The 18954-nt window shown below is 71.4% G+C and carries 17 protein-coding genes and 1 tRNA gene; 9 read left to right on the top strand and 9 right to left on the bottom strand.

Annotated elements, in window-relative coordinates:
• Window positions 1–572 precede the first annotated feature (572 nt).
• Complete coding sequence (locus ACZ4U4_RS02265) at window positions 573–887, bottom strand: hypothetical protein (RefSeq protein ID WP_467868398.1); 315 nt, start codon at window positions 885–887, stop codon at window positions 573–575.
• A 39-nt stretch (window positions 888–926) separates the two neighbouring features.
• Between ACZ4U4_RS02265 and ACZ4U4_RS02270 the strand changes: the two genes are divergently transcribed.
• Window positions 927–2252 carry a hypothetical protein gene (locus tag ACZ4U4_RS02270; RefSeq protein ID WP_467868400.1) on the top strand — a complete coding sequence of 442 codons (1326 nt, stop codon included), beginning with the start codon at window positions 927–929 and terminating at the stop codon, window positions 2250–2252.
• 513 nt (window positions 2253–2765) lie between these two features.
• Here the strand turns inward: ACZ4U4_RS02270 and ACZ4U4_RS02275 are convergent.
• From ACZ4U4_RS02275 to ACZ4U4_RS02285, 3 genes are all read right to left on the bottom strand, one after another.
• On the bottom strand, window positions 2766–3083 hold the full coding sequence (locus ACZ4U4_RS02275; RefSeq protein WP_467868402.1) for a trypco2 family protein: 318 nt from the start codon (window positions 3081–3083) through the stop codon (window positions 2766–2768).
• 689 nt (window positions 3084–3772) lie between these two features.
• Window positions 3773–3860, bottom strand: a tRNA-Ser gene (locus ACZ4U4_RS02280).
• A gap of 43 nt (window positions 3861–3903) precedes the next feature.
• Window positions 3904–5505: a S1C family serine protease gene (locus ACZ4U4_RS02285; protein ID WP_467868404.1), complete on the bottom strand. Its 1602-nt coding sequence runs from the start codon at window positions 5503–5505 to the stop codon at window positions 3904–3906.
• Window positions 5506–5883: 378 nt separating this feature from the next.
• Here ACZ4U4_RS02285 and ACZ4U4_RS02290 point away from each other — a divergent pair, with 378 nt between their 5' ends.
• Window positions 5884–6732 (top strand): glycerophosphodiester phosphodiesterase, encoded by an 849-nt coding sequence (locus ACZ4U4_RS02290; RefSeq protein ID WP_467868405.1) that lies wholly within the window; start codon window positions 5884–5886, stop codon window positions 6730–6732.
• A gap of 58 nt (window positions 6733–6790) precedes the next feature.
• Here ACZ4U4_RS02290 and ACZ4U4_RS02295 read toward each other — a convergent pair whose 3' ends face one another.
• On the bottom strand, window positions 6791–6916 hold the full coding sequence (locus ACZ4U4_RS02295; protein WP_467868946.1) for a hypothetical protein: 126 nt from the start codon (window positions 6914–6916) through the stop codon (window positions 6791–6793).
• Between ACZ4U4_RS02295 and ACZ4U4_RS02300 the strand changes: the two genes are divergently transcribed.
• Window positions 6882–7637 (top strand): ATP-binding protein, encoded by a 756-nt coding sequence (locus ACZ4U4_RS02300; protein WP_467868927.1) that lies wholly within the window; start codon window positions 6882–6884, stop codon window positions 7635–7637. The genes ACZ4U4_RS02295 and ACZ4U4_RS02300 overlap by 35 nt on opposite strands.
• Window positions 7638–7892: 255 nt before the next feature.
• Window positions 7893–8861 (top strand): DUF5926 family protein, encoded by a 969-nt coding sequence (locus ACZ4U4_RS02305; RefSeq protein WP_467868407.1) that lies wholly within the window; start codon window positions 7893–7895, stop codon window positions 8859–8861.
• Window positions 8862–9433: 572 nt separating this feature from the next.
• Here the strand turns inward: ACZ4U4_RS02305 and ACZ4U4_RS02310 are convergent.
• The gene (locus ACZ4U4_RS02310; RefSeq protein WP_467868409.1) at window positions 9434–10138 is read right to left on the bottom strand and encodes a bifunctional DNA primase/polymerase; all 705 of its coding nucleotides are present in this window, start codon (window positions 10136–10138) and stop codon (window positions 9434–9436) included.
• A 653-nt stretch (window positions 10139–10791) separates the two neighbouring features.
• Between ACZ4U4_RS02310 and ACZ4U4_RS02315 the strand changes: the two genes are divergently transcribed.
• Window positions 10792–12489, top strand: coding sequence for a PP2C family protein-serine/threonine phosphatase (locus ACZ4U4_RS02315; protein ID WP_467868410.1), 1698 nt, complete (start codon window positions 10792–10794; stop codon window positions 12487–12489).
• Between the two features lie 179 nt (window positions 12490–12668).
• Complete coding sequence (locus ACZ4U4_RS02320; RefSeq protein WP_467868412.1) at window positions 12669–14132, top strand: aminopeptidase P family protein; 1464 nt, start codon at window positions 12669–12671, stop codon at window positions 14130–14132.
• A gap of 71 nt (window positions 14133–14203) precedes the next feature.
• Here ACZ4U4_RS02320 and ACZ4U4_RS02325 read toward each other — a convergent pair whose 3' ends face one another.
• Together ACZ4U4_RS02325 and ACZ4U4_RS02330 are read right to left on the bottom strand one after the other, a co-directional pair.
• Window positions 14204–14482 (bottom strand): DUF1876 domain-containing protein, encoded by a 279-nt coding sequence (locus tag ACZ4U4_RS02325; protein WP_467868414.1) that lies wholly within the window; start codon window positions 14480–14482, stop codon window positions 14204–14206.
• Between the two features lie 58 nt (window positions 14483–14540).
• Window positions 14541–15218, bottom strand: coding sequence for a TetR/AcrR family transcriptional regulator (locus ACZ4U4_RS02330; RefSeq protein WP_467868416.1), 678 nt, complete (start codon window positions 15216–15218; stop codon window positions 14541–14543).
• A 457-nt stretch (window positions 15219–15675) separates the two neighbouring features.
• Here ACZ4U4_RS02330 and ACZ4U4_RS02335 point away from each other — a divergent pair, with 457 nt between their 5' ends.
• On the top strand, window positions 15676–17016 hold the full coding sequence (locus ACZ4U4_RS02335; protein ID WP_467868418.1) for a glycosyltransferase family 87 protein: 1341 nt from the start codon (window positions 15676–15678) through the stop codon (window positions 17014–17016).
• Between the two features lie 114 nt (window positions 17017–17130).
• On the opposite strand, the gene ACZ4U4_RS02340 is transcribed toward ACZ4U4_RS02335, so the two are convergent.
• Window positions 17131–17349: a DUF397 domain-containing protein gene (locus tag ACZ4U4_RS02340; RefSeq protein WP_467868419.1), complete on the bottom strand. Its 219-nt coding sequence runs from the start codon at window positions 17347–17349 to the stop codon at window positions 17131–17133.
• Window positions 17350–17687: 338 nt separating this feature from the next.
• Here ACZ4U4_RS02340 and ACZ4U4_RS02345 point away from each other — a divergent pair, with 338 nt between their 5' ends.
• Both ACZ4U4_RS02345 and ACZ4U4_RS02350 read left to right on the top strand, forming a co-directional pair.
• A complete protein-coding gene (locus tag ACZ4U4_RS02345) occupies window positions 17688–17924 on the top strand; it encodes a hypothetical protein (RefSeq protein WP_467868421.1) in 237 nt (78 codons plus the stop codon).
• A 370-nt stretch (window positions 17925–18294) separates the two neighbouring features.
• Window positions 18295–18948: a DUF4232 domain-containing protein gene (locus ACZ4U4_RS02350; protein ID WP_467868423.1), complete on the top strand. Its 654-nt coding sequence runs from the start codon at window positions 18295–18297 to the stop codon at window positions 18946–18948.
• Window positions 18949–18954 lie beyond the last annotated feature (6 nt).

Here is an 18954-nt window from a genome sequence, read left to right on the forward strand (position 1 = left end):
GGGGCCGAGGGTTCCGCCGCGGGCCTTGATCTCATCACGGACCGGGCGCAGGAACCCCAACGTGAAAAGGGGCACCCGATCCACTCGGGCAACCCTTCCGACCAGCCACTTCGCTGACCTCTGCGGAGGCTGTGGGTTTTGAACCCACGGTGAGGGGTTACCTCACGACAGTTTTCAAGACAATGCCCGCGAGCGGAACGGCACTGCTCCTGACCTGCCTATTCGGCCTTACGTTGTGCAGTCTCGTCTCTGCTCGTCCACGTCTCGTCCATAGACACCCAAGCTTGCGGCAGCACGAAGCTTTCGATGGTGCCGCCTGGTGCCGGCGCCTACCCTGCTGCCAGACCGTAGGGAGGCGGGTACACGTTGCCCGAGTACATCGGACTTGTCTGCGATGAAGCGTCGACCTCAGTTGTGGTCCTGGATCCCGGCTCCCGGGCCAGTGCGGTAGGGAAGTGCTGCACAGGCTGACGGGACTGAGCTCGTGGCACAGCAAGAGCCGGCCGGAGGAGGCCCACAGTGCCGACTTGGGCCCATGTGCCGAGTGAGCGCTGTGGGCCAGCAGGAGCTAATCAACTGGAGCCCATGCCCCCGCGCAGAAGCGCTTTCGTCCAAGCGATGAGATTCCTCATCACTGCTGCACTTCGTTCTGCGCCCGAGGAGCCAATGAACGGCATGAGCATCAAGGCCGGCAGGCTTGCCAGCGTTACGAGCAGTAGCGGCAAGAGCCCGAGGGCCACGATCATGACCTTCTGGATTCCACGTACTTGCATAACCACGGTTGTCAACGCGTCCACAGAGTCGCTCGTCTCCAAGTCAGTTGTCCGTTCCTTGACCAACACCCTGACTCCGAAGGTGTAGTTGCGGTAGAAAGCAACTATTGCCAACGCGTAGCACCGACGAGCTACTGAAAAGTAAGGTCCCCTGTGCACGAAATCTCCAGGTCAACGACTCGCCGCAGTGAAGTGGAGGTCAGCCAGCTCCCAGAGGTTGCAGAGCTTGCAACAGCGTTGACGACCATGTTCAACGCGCTAGAGGTCTCGCAGCAGCGCTACGCGGCTCGCACGCTCATGGATAAGAGCACGGTCTCCCGGTACCTCAACGGCCGCCGCGTAGCGACTCAAGACTTCATTGATCGAATGCTTGCAGAGATCGAGCGGTATCGCGGAACTCCAGTAACCCAGGAGACGAAAATGCGTCTCAGGTGCTTACGCCTTGCCGCACTTAAAGTGAGCGACCCTCAGACGTTTGAGCTCGAAAACCTACGAAATCAAGTTGATAGATCTCATCGAGAGATCCGGAACCTGAGCCGCCAGCAGGAAGCATTGGAAATGCTCCTCGACCAACGAGAGGCTGCAGCGGATGAAGCAAATAGACAGCTAGCAGAGCTCCGCAGCGACTGGGTAGCAGATCGACTGGAGAATGAATCCTCGCTGGAGATACTTTCCAGTAAATATCGGCGACTGGAAGCCGACCAAGAAGAACTTAGGGATGAAATTTCCCGACTCCGCCGACAACTCGATGAGGTCAACAAGCTCAAAGAAGAAACAGAGGAGAAATGCGAACTACTTGAGCAGAAACTCATGGAAGCCGAGGTGGCACTCGCCGAGCGCCTACGTGAAAGCGCAGAACGCTCATTCACCCTTTCCCTCGAAGAAGCCAAAGAGGAGATCGGGCGAGCGTACGAAAATCAACTTTTCCACGAGGCAGCCCGGCTACTATCCCTATCGGCCGCCCACTTCCCTGAAGCCGAAACAACTGAACTTACAGTATGGCTTCTCACCGAGAGTCGAGATCTAGATGCCTTTCGACTCCTCGATGACGCCATTCGATTCAACTCGATCGAATTCACCGACAATCTGGTGCGGGATTTCATCGAGCAATCACTAGTTGCTTCCGAACTGGAACAACACCTCTGGGCTAACCGGATCGCATCGAGGATCGCAACTTCCAAGTCGAGAGTAGAGCTACAGGAGCTTTACGAGCGCTGGCACCGTGGACCTCGCATGTACAAGCCTCTCGGAATTATCCGGAAAGCCTTAGTCGAATGGGCTTCCCGGGCAAGCGTCAGCGATTGTGCCGCAATGCTAGAAACTCTCAAAAAGCACAGCGACACCGTTATCGCAGTTCGCATGCTTCACCGACTTGGAGCCGGAAGTTCGCGAAGTGTAACGCGATTGATCGAACGATTCCGTCAACGCGGAATGGACTGGGAAGCGGACACAATTTCCTTCCGCCACGAAAAGGTATAGCTACGATCAGGATATCCCCCGTCGACCTCGTGCGGTCTACAGCCTCCGGAGCGCAGCGGGTGCCCGTCCGCTCGGGCGGCGTCCTGCACCGCCCTGCCGGCGGTTTGGGACGCCTCTCAGCTGAGACTCCTCTCGTGCTGAGTCTGACGTGCTGACCGTACGGATTCCTCCAGCACGGCAAGAAGATCCGTGGCCTGCGGCGTGGGCGGGGGTTCGATCTGCCCGCTGGCGGTCTTGGCGTCGACAAGTTGCTCCAGGTGTCCATCGCCCGTACTGCGCCCAGGCCCACGGGGGAGCCTGCTCACTGACGAAAAGCTGTGGCCGCGCTCGCCGACCCCGACGCCGCCGCAGTGTGTCCCGTCTGCCGTCCGGACCGAATCCTGCGGGGTAACCCCAAGCTGAGGGACGTTGCGTACGGCCTCTGCGCGGTCCCGCGGCGGCGGGATGACCTCTTATAAAGACCATGGGCGCATCCAGCACGTGCGCCCGCACTGCGCGAGGCACCGTTCTGGGTCACTCGCCGAAGCGAGACCCGAGCATGTCACCCGCTGCGTCCGGCCGTTCGGTATTCACGTGATACGAGCCATTCGTTGCCGTGTCCTTCGGCGTCAGCACCAACTTCACCCGGTGCACCGACGCCTCTGCATCCGCCGACACCACCCACGCCTTCACCCCCGCCTTGCCCTTGCCCTCCCTGCGCATCTCCACCGAGAACTCCAGCTCCACCGGCCCCACCTCGAACAGCGGCCCCGCATCACCACCGGTCGCCGCGGCCATCAGCTCCGCCCGCAAATGCGCCACAGCCTCCGCAATCCCGATCTCCTCAGCCACCCGAATTCCTCTTTGAACTCACGACACCGTGTGCACGTGGCAGCGCATCATCACAGACGGCGGACACCACCCGGCCAGTTCCCCGACCACATCGGCAATGGACACCGAACCGTGATTGACCACTCTGCGCCTTTCATTGAGAGAAAATTAACGTCCTATATTCGTTTTGCGGCGTGATGTCTTCGGCTAAATCGATAAGCCAGTAGGCCGGTGGTGACGATGTATTCCTGACTATTACTGTCGGGACCAGCTCTCAGGCCGCGGCCGCTCGGCTCTGCCGGGGTCAACGGCGGGTGGGATAGGAGCTCCCACGCACACCCCCACGGGGAGTCAGCGACGGCACCCCTCCACCTCGGTGCCGACCGATCCCTGTCGAAGGCACCGCTATGGCCTTGACCAGCCTGCGTGCGGTACTCGACTCATATTCCCGGCTCATCCACCGACGCGCGGCACGGGCGCCGACCAGGCTGGAGCGGGGCGAAGACAGGAGCGCTCAGACCAGCCCACCGACTCAGCGCAGATCAACGCCCCCGACACGCAGCACCGAGGGTCCCACCCTGGCCACAGGTTGGCCACACGCCTTGATCAACACCGAGATGCGGGCGAGCAGAGGTGAGACACCCCCAACGCAAAAGGGGCACCCGATCCACTCAGGCGCCCCTCCTGACCAGCCACTTAGCTGACCTCTGCGGAGGCTGTGGGATTTGAACCCACGGTGAGGGGTTACCTCACGACAGTTTTCAAGACTGTTCCCTTAGGCCGCTCGGGCAAGCCTCCCCGCGGCAGCGCCGGGGCGGTGCCGCGGGGTCAGGGTAGCGCGTCACTTGTCTCCTGTGCGCTGGCCCAGGGTGACTTCGGCGGTGTGCTCCTTGCCGTTGCGCTGGAAGGTCAGGGTGATCTTGTCGCCGGGCTTGTGCTGCCAGATCTCGCTGATCAGGGTGGGGCCGCTGTCGATGACGGTGTCGTCGAGCTTGGTGATCGTGTCGCCGGGGCGCAGGCCCGCGCGATCCGCCGGGCCGTTCGGGGTGACGGAGTCGGAGCCGCCGTTTCCGGTCTCGGCGATGGTCGCGCCGTTGCCGGTGTCCTTCATCGAGACCTGGACGCCGATCTGCGGGTAGATCGGCTGGCCCGTACGGATCAGGTCCTGGGCGACGCGGCGGGCCTGGTCGATCGGGATGGCGAAGCCCAGGCCGATGCTGCCGGACTGTTCGCCCTCGCCGCCCATGCCGCCGTTGCCGGCCGACTGGATGGCGGAGTTGATGCCGATGACGTTGCCGCCGGCGTCCATCAGGGGGCCGCCGGAGTTGCCGGGGTTGATGGAGGCGTCGGTCTGCAGGGCGCTCATGTACGAGGCGCTGGAGCCGCCGCCGTCGCTGGAGGCGACCGGGCGGTCCTTGGCGCTGATGATGCCGGTGGTGACGGTGCCGGAGAGGCCGAAGGGGGCGCCGATGGCGATGGTGGCGTCGCCGACCTGTACCTGGGAGGACTTGCCGAGCGGCAGCGGGTTCAGCTTGGCGTCCGAGGCGTTCTTCAGCTTGATGACGGCGACGTCGTAGCCCTGGGCCCGGCCGACGACCTCGGCGGCGTACTTCTTGCCGTCGGAGAACGTCGCGGTGAGCTTGCCGCCTTCTGCGGCGCTGGCGACGACGTGGTTGTTGGTGAGGATGTGGCCCTGTTTGTCGTAGACGAAGCCGGTGCCGGTGCCTCCCTCGCCGGTCGCGCCCTGCGCCTCGATGGTGACGACGCTGGGCAGCGCCTTCGCCGCTATCCCGGCGACGGAGGTGGGCTTGCGGTTGAGCGCGCCGGAGTTGCCGGGACCGGTGACCGTCGTCGAGGCGTGGTCGTCGCGGCCCGCGGCCCAGAAGCCGATGCCGCCGCCGACGCCGCCCGCGACCAGCGCGGCCACCAGGACCGCGGCGACCAGGCCGCCGTTGCGCCGCCGGGGCGGCTGCGCATCCGGGGCGCCCCAGCCGTTGCCGCCGCCCCCGCCGCCGTACGGGGGCTGCTGTCCGCCCCAGCCACCGCCGCCGCCGTACGACGGCAGCTGGGTGGTGGGCTCACCACCGGGGGCGCCCGGAGCGCCGTACGCGCCGGGGGCGGACGGGCCGGAGGCGCCGGGCCCCGGCTCGCCGGGGTGCCCGGTCGGGCCGTGCGGCGGCTCCTGGCCGGAGGCGGCGGGACCGGAGGGCGCGGCGGGTGCGGGGGCCGCGCCACCGGGTGCGCCTGCCGGGGCGTGCTCGGCCGTCCCCGGGGCGAACCCGGGGGCCGGGGGCGCCGCGGGCGGGGGCGGGGGCGGGGTGCCCGGGGCCGGTGGGGCAGCCGGGGCGGCGGAGGCGGACGTGGGTGTGCCGGCCGGCGCCTGGGGCGCCGGCTGCGGCGCTGCCTCCGGCGGGACGGAAGCGCCCTCGTTCTCGGTGCTCACAGCTCTCTCCTCGCTCACGACTGTGCCGGCCCGCGGGCCCGCCCCGGGAGGACCGGTCGGCCGGGGCGCCCTGTGGCGCTCCGGTCCGCCGCGGTACGGGGCCGGGCTCCGGTGTCCGGACGTTCCGGTCCTCGGTGCCGGGGACGCGCCCGCGGGACCCTGAACCGGGCTCCAGGATTCCGGATACCGGCGGTCCGGGCGAGTCCCGGCCGATCCGGGGCGGCCTCGGCCTCAGCCTTTCCCACCGTGCGTCAGCGCACCGTAAGGCGAGGCTGTGACCGTCCCCATCCTTGATGCCGGACCCGTACGGCGCATCCCCTGTAGCCGTCCCCGGTCAGCGCGGAGCGGCCCCGGGACGGCGGATGGCACGATAACGCGGTGAACTGTGCACGCCCCGCCCAGGACTCCGGTCCGGGCCGTCCCGCCCCGTCCGTCGTCGCCCACCGGGGCGCGTCCGAGGACGCCCCGGAGCACACGCTCGCCGCGTACCGCAAGGCCATCGAGGACGGCGCGGACGCCTTGGAGTGCGACGTCCGGCTCACCGCCGACGGCCATCTGGTGTGCGTGCACGACCGGCGGGTGAACCGCACGTCCAACGGGCGCGGCGCCGTCTCCGCCCTGGAGCTGGCCGACCTCGCCACGCTCGACTTCGGCTCCTGGAAGGCCGCGGCGGACGAGCCGGAGGCGCCGGACCGGCGGTACGCGGACCCGGAGCGGACCGGTGTGCTCACCCTGGAGCGGCTCCTGGAGCTGGTCGCGGACGCCGACCGGCGTGTCGAGCTGGCCGTCGAGACCAAACACCCCACCCGCTGGGCCGGACAGGTGGAGGAGCGGCTGGTCACCCTCCTCGACCGCTTCGGGCACACCGCCCGGCCGGGGCGCCCGGCGGCGGAGCGGCCCGCGGTGCGGGTGATGAGCTTCTCGGCCCGTTCGCTGCACCGGGTGCAGGTCGCGGCGCCGGAGATCCCGTCGGTCTATCTGATGCAGTTCCTCACGCCACGCCACCGCGACGGACGGCTGCCGTCCGGCGTCTCCATCGCCGGTCCCGGAATCCGCATCCTGCGCGCCCATCCGGAGTACGTCGAGCGCGCGCACCGCGCCGGGCACCGCGTCCATGTGTGGACGGTCAACGAGCCCGAGGACGTCGCGCTCTGCCGCGATCTCGGCGTGGACGCGGTCATCACGAACCGCCCGAAACAGGTACGAACCCAGCTCGGCCTCGGGTAGCCGCCCCCTGGGGCCGTGCGCCCGCGCCTGCGCCCTCTGGGTCCACATGTCGGATGCGTCACTGCTCGGCAGGTGGCCGGTTTCCGGTCCAGTCCATTGGGGAATTCATCCCGTGGCGTGGGGCAAAGGAGGTCTCGGGGGTGGCGTTGATGGTGGCACAGGAGGTGCCGACGTCGTCGATCATGGCCGTTCCCCATGGTCCGGCGGGCGTCGGAATAGCCAGGCGGCGCATGCGCAGCGAGCTGTCGGCAAGAGGAATTCCGGACACGGTCATCGATGATGCGGCGCTGGTGCTGACCGAGCTGCTGAGCAACGCCTGCCGGCACGCCCGCCCGCTGGACGCGAAGCATCTGCCCGACACGGTCCGTGACGACTCCGGCCGCCCGGGCAGCACGTACGGCTCCCGCCACGGGGGCGGCACCTACGGGACGCGCCAGAAGGGCGCCGCGTACGGGCCGGAGGACGACCGCGGGGAGGCGCCGCACGAGGCGGTGCTCGCCTCCTGGCGGGTGGACGACCGGGAGCGGCTGACGGTCGCGGTCACCGACGGCGGCGGGCCGACCCGTCCCCGCCCGGCCACACCCTCGATCACCGCGCGCGGCGGCCGGGGCCTGGCCATCATCCGTTCGCTCTCCCGTGACTGGGGCGTGCGCGACGTGATCGAGGGCGAGACGACGGTCTGGGCCGAGCTGTCGCTGCGGGACGCGTTCGCCGACCGCATCGCGATGACGCCGACGGCCACGGCGTCCGCCACCGTGCCCGCCCCGAGCCCGAGCCCGGAGGCCACGTACCCGGAATTCGGCGGTCCCGCCGCCCGGGCCGGTCGGCCGAGCCTGCCCGAGCTGTCGGACCTCGCCGATCTCTCCGCCTTCCCGGACCTCGACGACCCGCTGCCGCCGCACTGAGACGGCGGGCGGGCGGCGGACGCCCCCGGCGCGCACCCCGCGCCACGCGCCCCCGCAACACCCGCTCCCGCCCCCGGCCGGTCCGCACCCCGCGCCACGGCCGCCCCACACCGCCCGGATCCGGCCACGCCGCGGGCCCGCGCGCACGGCGCGCGACGTACCGCGTCGTCGGCCGGAGCGCCCGCGCGCGTACTCCTCTAGGCTCGCGCCGACACGCGTCCCGACGCACCGGATCGACCAGGAGACACCGCCGCCATGGCCAAGAAGCGCCGCCCCCAGCCCCAGGCCGCCGCACGTTCCGCCCACGACGGGCCGGTGCCGGTCGTCGGCGCCCGGGAGCCCTGCCCGTGCGGTTCCGGCCGCCGTTACAAGGCCTGCCACGGCCGGAGCGCGGCGCAGGCCGTCACCGAGCTGGTGCGGCGGCCCTTCGAGGGGCTGCCCGGCGAGTGCGACTGGGTCGCGCTGCGCGAGCTGGTGCCCGCCGCGACCGTCCCGCTGACGCTCAAGGGCGGGCTGCCCGAGGGCGTGCCGTCGGTGACGCTGGCGACGGTGCTGCCGATGGCGTGGCCCGCGCTGCGCCGGGACGACGGTTCGGTCCTGATCGGGCTGCAGAACGACACCTCCTCGGGCGACCTCAGCCGCGACCTCGCGGACACCCTGCAGCGTGCCCTTGTCGCCGAGCCCGGCACCCCGGTGACCGCCGGGCGGCCGGACGCCGACGGCCCGCGTCTCCAGGACCTGCTGGACACCGAGGCGCCCTTCACGCCGGAGGTCCACACCGGGTTCGAGTTCTGGGTGGACAACGCCGACCAGGCGTCCCCCGAGGTCGCCGCGTCCCTGGAGCGGGCGAACGCCGCCGCGCTGCCCACCGCCCGGATCGCCGGTCTGGAGGGTGCGTACTGGTGCGAGGCGCCCGGCAAGAACCACCTGCGCTGGGTCACCGCGCACCCCGAGGAGCAGCTGCTGGACGCGCTCGCCCGGTTGCACGCCGCCGGGGAGTCGTCGCTCGGCGAGGACACCCGGCTGGTCGGCTCGTTCCGCGCCCACGGGCTCGTCGTGCCGGTGTGGGACCTGCCGTCGTCGATGAGCGCCGAGGACGTCACGGCGCCGGCGGTCGCGTTCGGTGAGCGGCTGGCGAAGGCGCTCGCCGACCGGTCGCCGCTGACCTCGGAGGAGCGCCGGGCGCGCGGCGGCCTCACCAACCGTCAGGTCACGCTCAGCTGACAGTGACGGACCCGGGCGCCTCCGACGTGACTCCTGTCACAACCCCCTCTACTTACGGGTAAAGAGGCGTCCGGAATCCCGCGATCGAATTTGCGAACCGCCGATCTCTTGTTACGGTTCTAGGAGCCCGGTCGCTGGTGCATCCCCCGTCGCCAGCGACCGGGCGTTTCCATGTCCGCGGCCGGGTGTTCCGTCCCCGCCGCGCCCGCGCCTCCCGCCCGCCTCTCCGGCCGCCCGGCGCGCCCCCACCGCCGCTCCGCCCGGCCCCGAAGCCCCGCCCCGTACGGCCTGTACGGCGTTTCCGCGAACGCTCGCGCATGCGAATCCCCGCCGGGCACTGCGGAGTTGCCCCTGCCGCGCACGGCGACGCACGGACGGACGGCACAGGGAGCCGGGCGTACCCCGCAGGGCTCCGGTGACGTCACAGGGCGTCAGCTGCTGCCCCTGCCGCGGGATTTCCCGGCGTACTGCTGCGCCATCCGGGTGATTCGCGGGGCACTTCGGCGGCCCGGCCCGCGGGGGCGCGCGCACCGCACGCGCGCGCCCGCCGGGGGCCGTGGGCGCGCCCCGCCTCAGTAGGCGAGGCGGCTGCCGTCCGGGGTGCGGTTGCTCGCGGTGACCAGGGCGTCGACGATCGTGGCGACGTCGGGGAGCCAGGGCGCCGCGGCGGTGGCGGCGGGGGCGCGCTCCCAGCGGACCGCGCCGGCGCCGGTCTGCGAGGGCGGCAGCACCAGATAGCCGCCGTCACCGTGGAACCGCAGCGAGCTGGGCACCTCGTCCCGCGAGTGCAGCAGCTCGCCCAACTCCGCGAGGTCGTACGGCGCGACGAGCAGCGCGACGCGGGTGGGGGTGGCGACCACCGGGCCGAGGCGGACGCCGAAGTGGTCCAGGGCGGCCAGCGCCCGCGCACCGGCGGTGGCCGGGAGGCTCACCGCGCACGGCGCGCGGCCGCCGGTGGCGAGGATCACCGGGGCGTCGGGCCGGTTCGTCCACCACCAGCGGACCATCCGGGCGTCGGTGGTCGCCGCGAGCAGCCCGGGCTCGAAGGGGTGCGCGCCCGGTACGACGCACCCGGCGTCGGGACAGCTGCACCGTGGAGCCGCGCGTTCGCCGCGTCCGGACCGGGTACCGGGCGGCCGGGCGGCCGTGCGGAGCCGTACGCCGGGCACCACCGGCCACTGCCATTCGGTGGCGCAGTGGAGCGCCGCGCCGGCCAGGGCCGACTTCCCGGTGCGCCGGAACAGGTGCTTGAGTCGCCTGCCGAGGATCTCGCGCATGAGCGCTCGTTCCTTTCGTTAACGCCGAGGGTTGCGTCCATCGCACTGCATGCCGGTTCATCCCGCTGCGCGGCGTGTGGTGCGTCCCGCTCGTCCGGCCCGGGGCCGGTCACGCCACGTGGAGCTTGGTCACCGCGTTGTCGAAGGGGCAACGCATCACGCCGTACGCCGAGCGTGGAACGTGGCGGGAGGTGACGCGCCGGGGGCGCTTGCGGTGCGGTGGTGCGATCTCGCCACTTGTGGGTGCGTCGCGGTCGTCTTCCGTAAGGACGCCCGTGCCCGCCGGTGGGTTCCGGTGCGGCCCCAACTGGCCCCGCATCTCTCGGAGTACGTACCCGCCATCGTGCATATGACGCGCTGCCGATCGCGGCCAGTCGACCTCAAATGGCCTTGGGCAGGGCCCTTTTCAGGCCATACGGAAGGGGCGAACGGGGGCGGCAAACCCTCGCGGAACAGTGCTGGACATCACATCTCCGGTCCGTGTAGATGTGGAGGCGTGGAGAGCTGAGCGGCACGATATGGGGGTTTGCGATGCCATTCCGGGCAGCGAATCGGTGGCAGGACCGCGCCACATCGCTCAACAAAAAGCGGCATTTCCCACCCCGAAAAGCGCTGAGCTGGGGAAATGACCGGCCCGTCGGACGTCGCCGCTCGTGAGCACCCCCCATACCCCGAATGTGGCCGGAATCGACCCTTCTTCTTCCGGGTACGCGCACACTGCCGCCACCCCGGCGGCGCCCCCGGCCGCCGGTCACCCCCATCCCGCCGACCCACCACCGGGACCGGACGCCCCCGAAACCGGCGCCGCCCCGGGGCCGGACGCCCCCGCCGGGGCCGCGCCGCTCGACCGGACCGCCGTCGTCCAGGACCGGCTGGCGGGCTGGATCTCCGGGCTGACGGCCCTCCACGACCTCACCGAACGGCTCACCCGCACCCGGACACCGGACGCGGCGCTCCACGAGGTGCTGCGGGCCGGCGCCACGCTCGTCGGCGCGCCCCGGGGGCTGCTCGTCCTCGAACCGGCCGACGGCCTCGGGCCCGTCACCACCGCCGGCCTCGGTCTCGACCACGCCGAGCTGGGCCAGCTCGAAACCGTCCCGCGCGCCGCCCTGGCGTACGGCCGCCTCCTCGACGGCCTCCCGGAGCCCACCGCCGGACCGGACCCCGCCCCCGCCGCCCGACCGCACCCGGCGCACGACGAGCCCCCGCACGCCCCCGGCGCCGACGCCTGCCCCGGGCCGGCCGCCGGCGCCGAGCCCGCCCTCGGCCACCCCGTGCCCCCGGCCGACACGGAGCTGCCCGCCGCGGCCGGGCACCCCGGGGTCGCCGAGCCCGACGTCCTCGGGACGCCGGGGCTCGATCCGCGGGTGCGGGAGGTCGCGACACGGCTCGGGTACGCGGCCAGTTACGCCGTACCGCTGGACGCCGCGCCCATGGGGCGGCTCGGGGTCGCCGTCTGGCTCTACGACGAACCGGCCGAGCCCGACGACCACCGCCGCCATCTGCTGGACCTGTACCGCGCCCACGCCGCCGGACACCTGGCCCGCGTGCTGGAGCTGCACCGGGAGCGACAGCACACGGCGGCGGTCGCCGAGGGGCTGCTGCCGCACCGGCTGCCCCGGGTGCCCGGTATCCGGCTGGCGGTGCGGCACGCGGCCGGGCCGCGCGGCGGCGGTGACTGGTTCGACGCACTCCCGCTGCCGGACGGCGCCCTCGGGCTGGCCGTCGGCTCGGTCTCCGGGTACGGGCCCGACGCGGTCGCCGCGATGGGACGGCTGCGGGCGTCGCTGCGCGCCTACGCGGTGATGGAGGGCGAGGACCCGGTCGCCGTCCTCTCCGACCTGGAGCTGCTGCTGCGGCTGACCGAGCCGGACCGCTCCGCCACGGTGCTCTTCGCCTTCACGGAAGCCCCGGGCGGCGCGCCGTCCGGGACACCGGGCGGGGCGGTGGCGGCGGGGTCCGGCGGAACGTTCCCGCGCACGCTGACGCTGGCCGCGGCCGGGCACTGTCCGCCGCTGCTCACCGGGGAGCGGCGCACCGAGTTCGTCGAGACCTCGCTCTCCGCGCCGCTGACGATGCTGGCGTGCTGGGAAGCGCCGAGCGTGGAGATCGAACCGGCGCCCGGTGAGACGCTGCTGCTCTACAGCGACGGGCTGCTGCGCCGCACCGGCGACTGCGCCGACCGCGCCTTCGCCCGGCTGCACGCGGCCGCCGCCGGGGCGCCCCGGGCCGCTCAGCGGGACCCCGAGGCCCTCGTCGATCACGTTCTGGGCCGGCTGCTGCCCCAGGGGCTGGACGATCCGTCCTCCGCGGAGGACGTCGTTCTGCTCGCCGTCCACTTCGAGGCGTGAGGGGGCGTGCCTGGCGGGGGCGTGCCGACAACGCTCAGGAACCCTCCCTGACAGAAACCCCACCCGCAGCTCCGCCCGCGTAAGGACGAAGTGCCGGAGACGTCACACCTTCCGCCCTCTGGACCGCTTTCTGTCCGCACATACGATGGAGTGCGGTTCAGTCTTTATTAGGAGGCACCGTGACGGACGAGTTCACCCCGGAGACCCCGGACGAGGACGAGCAGCCGATCAAGCAGCGCAAGAACGGCCTGTACCCGGGCGTTTCGGATGAGCTCGCCGCGAGCATGCAGAGCGGCTGGGCCGACACCGAGCTGCGCGACCTGGAGCCGATCGAGCAGGCGCCGAACGCCGCGCGCCGCCGCGCCGCGCTCTCCGCGCGCTTCCCCGGCGAGCGTCTGGTGATCCCGGCGGGCAACCTCAAGACCCGCTCGAACGACACCGAGTACGACTTCCGCGCGTCGACGGAGTACGTCTACCTCACCGGCGACCAGACCGACGACAGCGTCCTGGTCCTGGAGCCCCGCACCGGCGCGGACGGCCACGACGCGACCATCCACCGGCTGCCCCGCTCCAACCGGGAGAACGGCGAATTCTGGCTCGACGGCATGGGCGAGCTGTGGGTCGGCCGCCGCAACAGCCTCGCCGAGTCCGAGGCGCTGCTCGGCGTCCCCTGCAAGGACGTCCGTGAGCTGGCCGCCGCGCTGACCGAGGCGACCGGCCCGGTCCGCGTCGTCCGCGGTCACGACGCCGGTATCGAGGCGGCGCTGCGCGACAAGGTCACCGCCGAGCGGGACGAGGAGCTGCGCGTCTACCTCTCCGAGGCGCGCGTGGTGAAGGACGACTTCGAGGTCGGCGAGCTGCAGAAGGCCGTCGACTCGACGGTCCGCGGCTTCGAGGACGTCGTGAAGGTCCTGGACAAGGCCGAGGCGACCTCCGAGCGGTACATCGAGGGCACGTTCTTCCTGCGCGCCCGCGTCGAGGGCAACGACGTCGGCTACGGCTCGATCTGCGCCGCCGGCCCGCACGCCACCACGCTGCACTGGGTCCGTAACAACGGCCAGGTCCGCTCCGGTGACCTGCTGCTCCTCGACGCCGGTGTGGAGACCAACAGCCTCTACACCGCGGACGTCACCCGCACCCTGCCGATCAACGGCCGCTACACCGACCTCCAGCGCAAGATCTACGACGCGGTGTACGAGGCCCAGGAGGCCGGTATCGCCGCGGTGAAGCCGGGCGCGAACTTCCGCGACTTCCACGACGCCTCGCAGCGTGTGCTGGCCGAGAAGCTGGTCGAGTGGGGCCTCGTCGAGGGCCCGGCCGAGCGCGTCCTGGAGCTGGGTCTCCAGCGCCGCTGGACGCTGCACGGCACCGGCCACATGCTCGGCCTGGACGTCCACGACTGCGCCGCGGCCCGCACCGAGGCGTACGTCAACGGCACGCTGGAGCCCGGCATGGTGCTGACCGTCGAGCCCGGTCTGTACTTCCAGGCGGACGATGTGACCGTCCCCGAGGAGTACCGCGGCATCGGCGTCCGGATCGAGGACGACATCCTCGTCACCGCCGACGGCAACCGGAACCTCTCCTCCGCGCTGCCCCGCCGCTCCGAGGACGTCGAGGCGTGGATGGCCGAACTCCGCGGCTGACCTGCACCTTCGCACGCCACGGCCGGTGGTCCCGGAAGGGGCCACCGGCCGTGCCGTGTCCGCAGCCGTCTTCAGGCCGGGATCGGGCGCGAGGTCCGTCCCGATGCCTTGTCGATCTCGTCGTGGGCCTTGCTCAGCAGCCGTTGCTCCACTTCGTGCAGGGCTCTGGCCGCCGCGACCTCCTCACCGACGCGCGGCTGGTTGGAGTCGACCGGGTGGCGGCTGGCGTAGCCGTGCCCGCGGATCTCCGTGCCGTCCGGTAGCCGGACCAGCGCCGCGGCGCGGGTGTGATGGGTGTCCTCCTGGAACTCCATCTCGATGTGCCAGCCGACCACGGTGTTCACCGTCATGACGCTCACCTCCGAGGAGACTCCCCTCCCTCCAGGGTGCGCCCGTCCGGCCCGGCCGTCAGTCCGTAAGGGCCGGACCGGACTCGGTGGGCTCCGTGCGCTGCCGGACGACGACCGGCGCCGCGCCGCCCACCCGGTACGCGCCGGCCAGGGTCGCCGCCCAGACCGCGGTGGCGGTGGACTCGGCGAGGTCCGCGTCGACCGGGCCGCGGGCGATGAGGATGCGGTAGTAGAAGGGCGCGCCGACGGCGGACATCACCGCTTCCGGGTCGGTGTCGGGCGGTACCTCGCCGCGTTCGATGCCGCGCCGCACCAGCCCTCCGGCCAGCCGCAGCCGGTCGTGGAAGAAGTCGGCGAGCACGGTCTCGGCGCGGGAGTTGCGTCCGGCGGAGGAGACGACGGCTTCGACGAGGCGGCGCATCGGCGCCGCGGTGTAGAAGGTGCCGATGCGGCGGGCGAGCAGCCGCAGGTCCTCGGGGAGGCTGCCGGTGTCGGGGAGCGGGATGCCGGTGGACGCCTCCGTGAGCAGTTCGCAGACGAGCCCCTCCACGGAGCGCCAGCGCCGGTAGATCGTCGCGAGGTGGATGCCGGAGCGCTGGGCGATGCGTTCCATGCTCAGCGCGGCGAATCCGCCCTCGCTCAACTCGTGCTGCACAGCGGCGAGTACGGCCGCGCGGGTGCGGGCGGTGCGTCCTCCGGGACGGCTCTCTCCCGGCGGTTGGTGCGCGGGGGTCACAGGCGCTCCGTATTGCGGTGTGGGGTCATGCAACGTATCGTCCGTGAAACACTAACGCGAGCGATTTCGCGTTAGGGTGCTGGTGTCGCTCTTACAGGGACGGGGACACGGCGGGGGATGCCCTCTCGCCCTGTGAGACGACGCCCCTTTCCTTGCGCGGCCTTACCCGGGCACTCCGGACACTCGTCACGGCATGACGACTCTCACATGGCGTCCGGCCGCCGCCGCATGATGCAATCGGGCGGGCGACCGCGTCACAGGGCTGGAAACTTCGGCACTTAGTCCGGTTTCGTACCTGCACACTGCGCGTATACCTCTTGCGTATACCTGGCGTTTATAGTTGCGGTATGACCCTCCCTCTCCCCCCACTCGGCATGGGCATGACCTCTGCCCGCCGAGCCGCCCGGCCCGCCCTGCTCGTCCCCGGTAACCGGACCCACCGAGAGGCAGGCCACTGATGGCCGCGGACACCACCCGCCCCGACGGCACGGCGGCGGCCCCCACCCGCCGCGGCGGCCGGCGCTGGGACTGGCCGGTCCTCGCGGGCTGCGCCATCGCGGGCCTGAGCGTCGGACTCGCCTCCCCGCCGAACACCTCGCAGCAGGCATGGGGCCTGTGCAGCGCCGTCGGCTACGCCCTCGCCGCGATCATCGCCGCCTGCTCGGTCCGCCGCTGGGGGCGGTGGCCCGCGATCATCTCCGTCGTCGGCGCCGGTCTGGTGCCGCTGATCTACCTGACGGTGATCGACAAGGAGCAGATGGAGGTCGGCGTCATCCAGCGCGGCGCCGCGCTGCTGCTGAAGTCCGGGACGCCGTACAACGCGGACCCGCACACCGTCCCGCAGTTCAACCCGTACCTGCCCGGGATGTCGCTGTTCGGCATACCCGACGCGCTGTTCGGCGACAACCCGCTGACCAGCGCGCGCCTCTGGTCCCTCATCGGATTCCTGGCGGTCGTCCTGTGGGCGGTCCGCGTCCTGACGAAGGACCGCGGCCCGGCCCCGCTCGCCACGCCCGGCGGCGTCACCCCGAGCACCGGCGCCCTGTGGCTCATCGCCTGCCCCGTCCTCATCCTGCCGCTGACCATCGGCGGCGTGGACCCGCCGGTCATCGGCCTGGTCGTGCTCGCCCTCGCCTTCCTCCAGCGGGACCGGCCGGGCGCCGCGGGCCTCGCGCTCGGCGTCGCCTCCGCCCTCAAGTGGACGGCGTGGCCGGCGATCCCGGTGGCGCTCGCCCTGCTCTGGGTGACGAAGGGGAAGGGCGCCGCCGCCAAGTGCGCGGCCGGTTCGATCGGCATCGCGGCGCTGGCCGCGCTCCCCGCCGCACTGATCGACTCCGAAGCCTTCCTCCAGAACGCGATCCTCTACCCGCTCGGCATGGGCGAGGCCAACTCGTCCGCGCAGAGCCCGCTCCTCGGCCATCTGATCGTCCTGCTGCTGCCGGAGATCGGTAAGACGGTGACGGTCGCGCTGATCGGCGTCAGCGCGGTCGGCGTCGCCGTCTCGCTGCTGGTCCGCCCGCCGCGCACGGTCATCGCCGCCGCCGACCGCCTCGCCATCGGCCTCCTCCTGGCGATCGTCCTCTCCCCCGCGACCCGCCTCGGCTACGCGATCTACCCGGTCGTCCTGATCTTCTGGCCCCGCTTCGCGGCGGCACTCTCCCCGACGGACACGCCCCCGCCGATCCCGCGCCAGAAGTCGGACGAGCCCGCGGTGACGGCCGGTGGCGCGGATACGTCCGACGCCGGTACGGATGCGAAGTCCGGTGCGAGCGCGGAAACCGCCGCCAAGAACGGCTGACGCCTCGCACATGAACGGCTGACGCCTCGCGTACGAAGAGGGCCGGGCCCGGGGAACTCCCCCGGGCCCGGCCCTTTCCGCATGTTCGGTTCCGTACGCCCGGCCGGCCGCCGCTCAGACCGTGAGCGTCCCGCCCTTGACCGCCGTCACGAACCGGCCCCACGCACCGGCACCCACCACGAGGGCGGGGCCACCGGGCACCTTGGAGTCGCGGACCGGGACGATGCCGGGGACGTCGTCGAGGATCTCGATGCACCTGTCGTCGACGGCGGTGCTGTAGCTGCTCTTCCGCCAGCGGGCGCCGCGGACGTCCTTCCTGCTGTTGCACTGCATTCCCGTACTCCTCCGCCGCCGCACCGATCAGGACCGGGCCACGCATGGTGAGCACGGCGTGACCCCGCGCAGATCGTACGGCCCGCAGCACTCGTCACCGCCACGCTCCCAGCGGCCTTCCGGCACCTGGTCTGCGGCTTCCCGCCGGTAGCGCGGTCGGCGCCGTGACGGCGGGCACGTCCGCGGATACGTCGGACTCTTCACCTGGCAGCTCAACCCACCACCGCATCCGGCCAGTTCCCCAGACTGACCTTCGACCGCCCTCCCCCACTTCCACGCCACGGCGGACCGCGTCACTCTGTGAGGGACCTTCGCAGAACGCACTGGAAGGGTGGACCATGACCGACCACTTCTCCCCCGACGCACCCTCGGACGACACTCCGCGCGACGCCGAGGAGCAACTGACCCTGCTCCGCGACGCCTTGCAGGCCAACGCCATCACGCTCCCGTCCCTCGGCCTCGACCTCCCGAACTTCGCCGCGCGCTACGCCCAGCCACTGATCGCCCTCGGCAACTGCAACCTCGCCACCGCCGAGGCCCTGACCGCCGCCCTCCTCAAGGCAGCTGCGCGGTGACGGAGTTGCGATAGCGGATCTCCGGGGCAGGGGCCACCCAGGAGACCGTACCGGGCATGCGCCGGGTGATACGGGGGAGAAGGGGCGGGTTTCTTTCAGGAAGGGTTCCTGTGAGCAGCGGGGGAGCGGGAGGCCCGGCACCGGTGTCCGGCCAGTTGGTGCCACGGCGTTCTGCCGAGGCGTCAGCGCTCGCCGTATAACGACGGTTTCGGCCCCGACCTGCGGCAAAAGGCGTCGGGCTCTGGTAGGTCCGGGTGACACCTCGCACCTCCACGGCACCTTTCACCAGTAGGTATTCCGCGGACATGACAGTCTCGACGCCGAACGGCGCTCCCCCGCCGTTCATCGCCGAGCCCCACGAGGACCACGTATGCCCTTCCGCCTCCGCCGCTCCTTCGCCCTGGCCGCCGTCGTCGGCGCGACCGTGTTCGCCACCACCGCCTGCGACGGCGACGGTGACGCCCCCGCCGTCGTGGAGGGCAGGGACGCCGGGTCCCCGGCCGCCAGTTCACCTGCCGGTTCGCCCGCCGCCGGGACACCGTCCGCGTCCGGCGACGGTCAGGCGTCGGCGTCGTCCGGCGCGGGACCGGGCGGCGAGTCCGGCAAGGAGGTGGGGGACGCCTGCACCACCGACAAGGTGCAGGTGGAGTTCGCGGACGCCGGAGGCACCCAACCGGCGGTCCTCATCAAGGCCACCAACATCTCCGACACCGCCTGCACCGCCTACGGCCTGCCGGTCGTCGGCCACCCGGCCACCAAGGCGCCCGTCACCACCGCCCCGGGCACCGACGCCCACGCCACGGTCGCCCTGGACCCGGGCGAGACCGCGTACGCCGCGCTGCTCCTCCCCGAGAAGGGCGCGCACCCGCACACCACGACCTCGTTCACCCTCGGCCTGCGCGACAAGGACGGCGACCCGCTCGACGGCACCGCCACCCTGAAGGCACCCGGCGAGGGCCTGACCGTCAACGACGCCTCCCGGGTCACCGCCTGGCAGGCGGACCAGGAGGACGCGCTCGGCTGACGCACG

The sequence above is a fragment of the Streptomyces sp. NPDC029159 genome (assembly GCF_055564055.1).

Coding starts and splice junctions, on each gene's coding strand:
- ACZ4U4_RS02305 (WP_467868407.1), top strand. CDS start 7,893: ATGGCCAAGAAGCGCCGCCCCCAGCCCCAGGCCGCCGCACGTTCCGCC.
- ACZ4U4_RS02340 (WP_467868419.1), bottom strand. CDS start 17,349: ATGCAGTGCAACAGCAGGAAGGACGTCCGCGGCGCCCGCTGGCGGAAG.
- ACZ4U4_RS02350 (WP_467868423.1), top strand. CDS start 18,295: ATGCCCTTCCGCCTCCGCCGCTCCTTCGCCCTGGCCGCCGTCGTCGGC.
- ACZ4U4_RS02335 (WP_467868418.1), top strand. CDS start 15,676: ATGGCCGCGGACACCACCCGCCCCGACGGCACGGCGGCGGCCCCCACC.
- ACZ4U4_RS02310 (WP_467868409.1), bottom strand. CDS start 10,138: ATGCGCGAGATCCTCGGCAGGCGACTCAAGCACCTGTTCCGGCGCACC.
- ACZ4U4_RS02325 (WP_467868414.1), bottom strand. CDS start 14,482: ATGACGGTGAACACCGTGGTCGGCTGGCACATCGAGATGGAGTTCCAG.
- ACZ4U4_RS02295 (WP_467868946.1), bottom strand. CDS start 6,916: ATGATCGACGACGTCGGCACCTCCTGTGCCACCATCAACGCCACCCCC.
- ACZ4U4_RS02345 (WP_467868421.1), top strand. CDS start 17,688: ATGACCGACCACTTCTCCCCCGACGCACCCTCGGACGACACTCCGCGC.
- ACZ4U4_RS02300 (WP_467868927.1), top strand. CDS start 6,882: ATGGTGGCACAGGAGGTGCCGACGTCGTCGATCATGGCCGTTCCCCAT.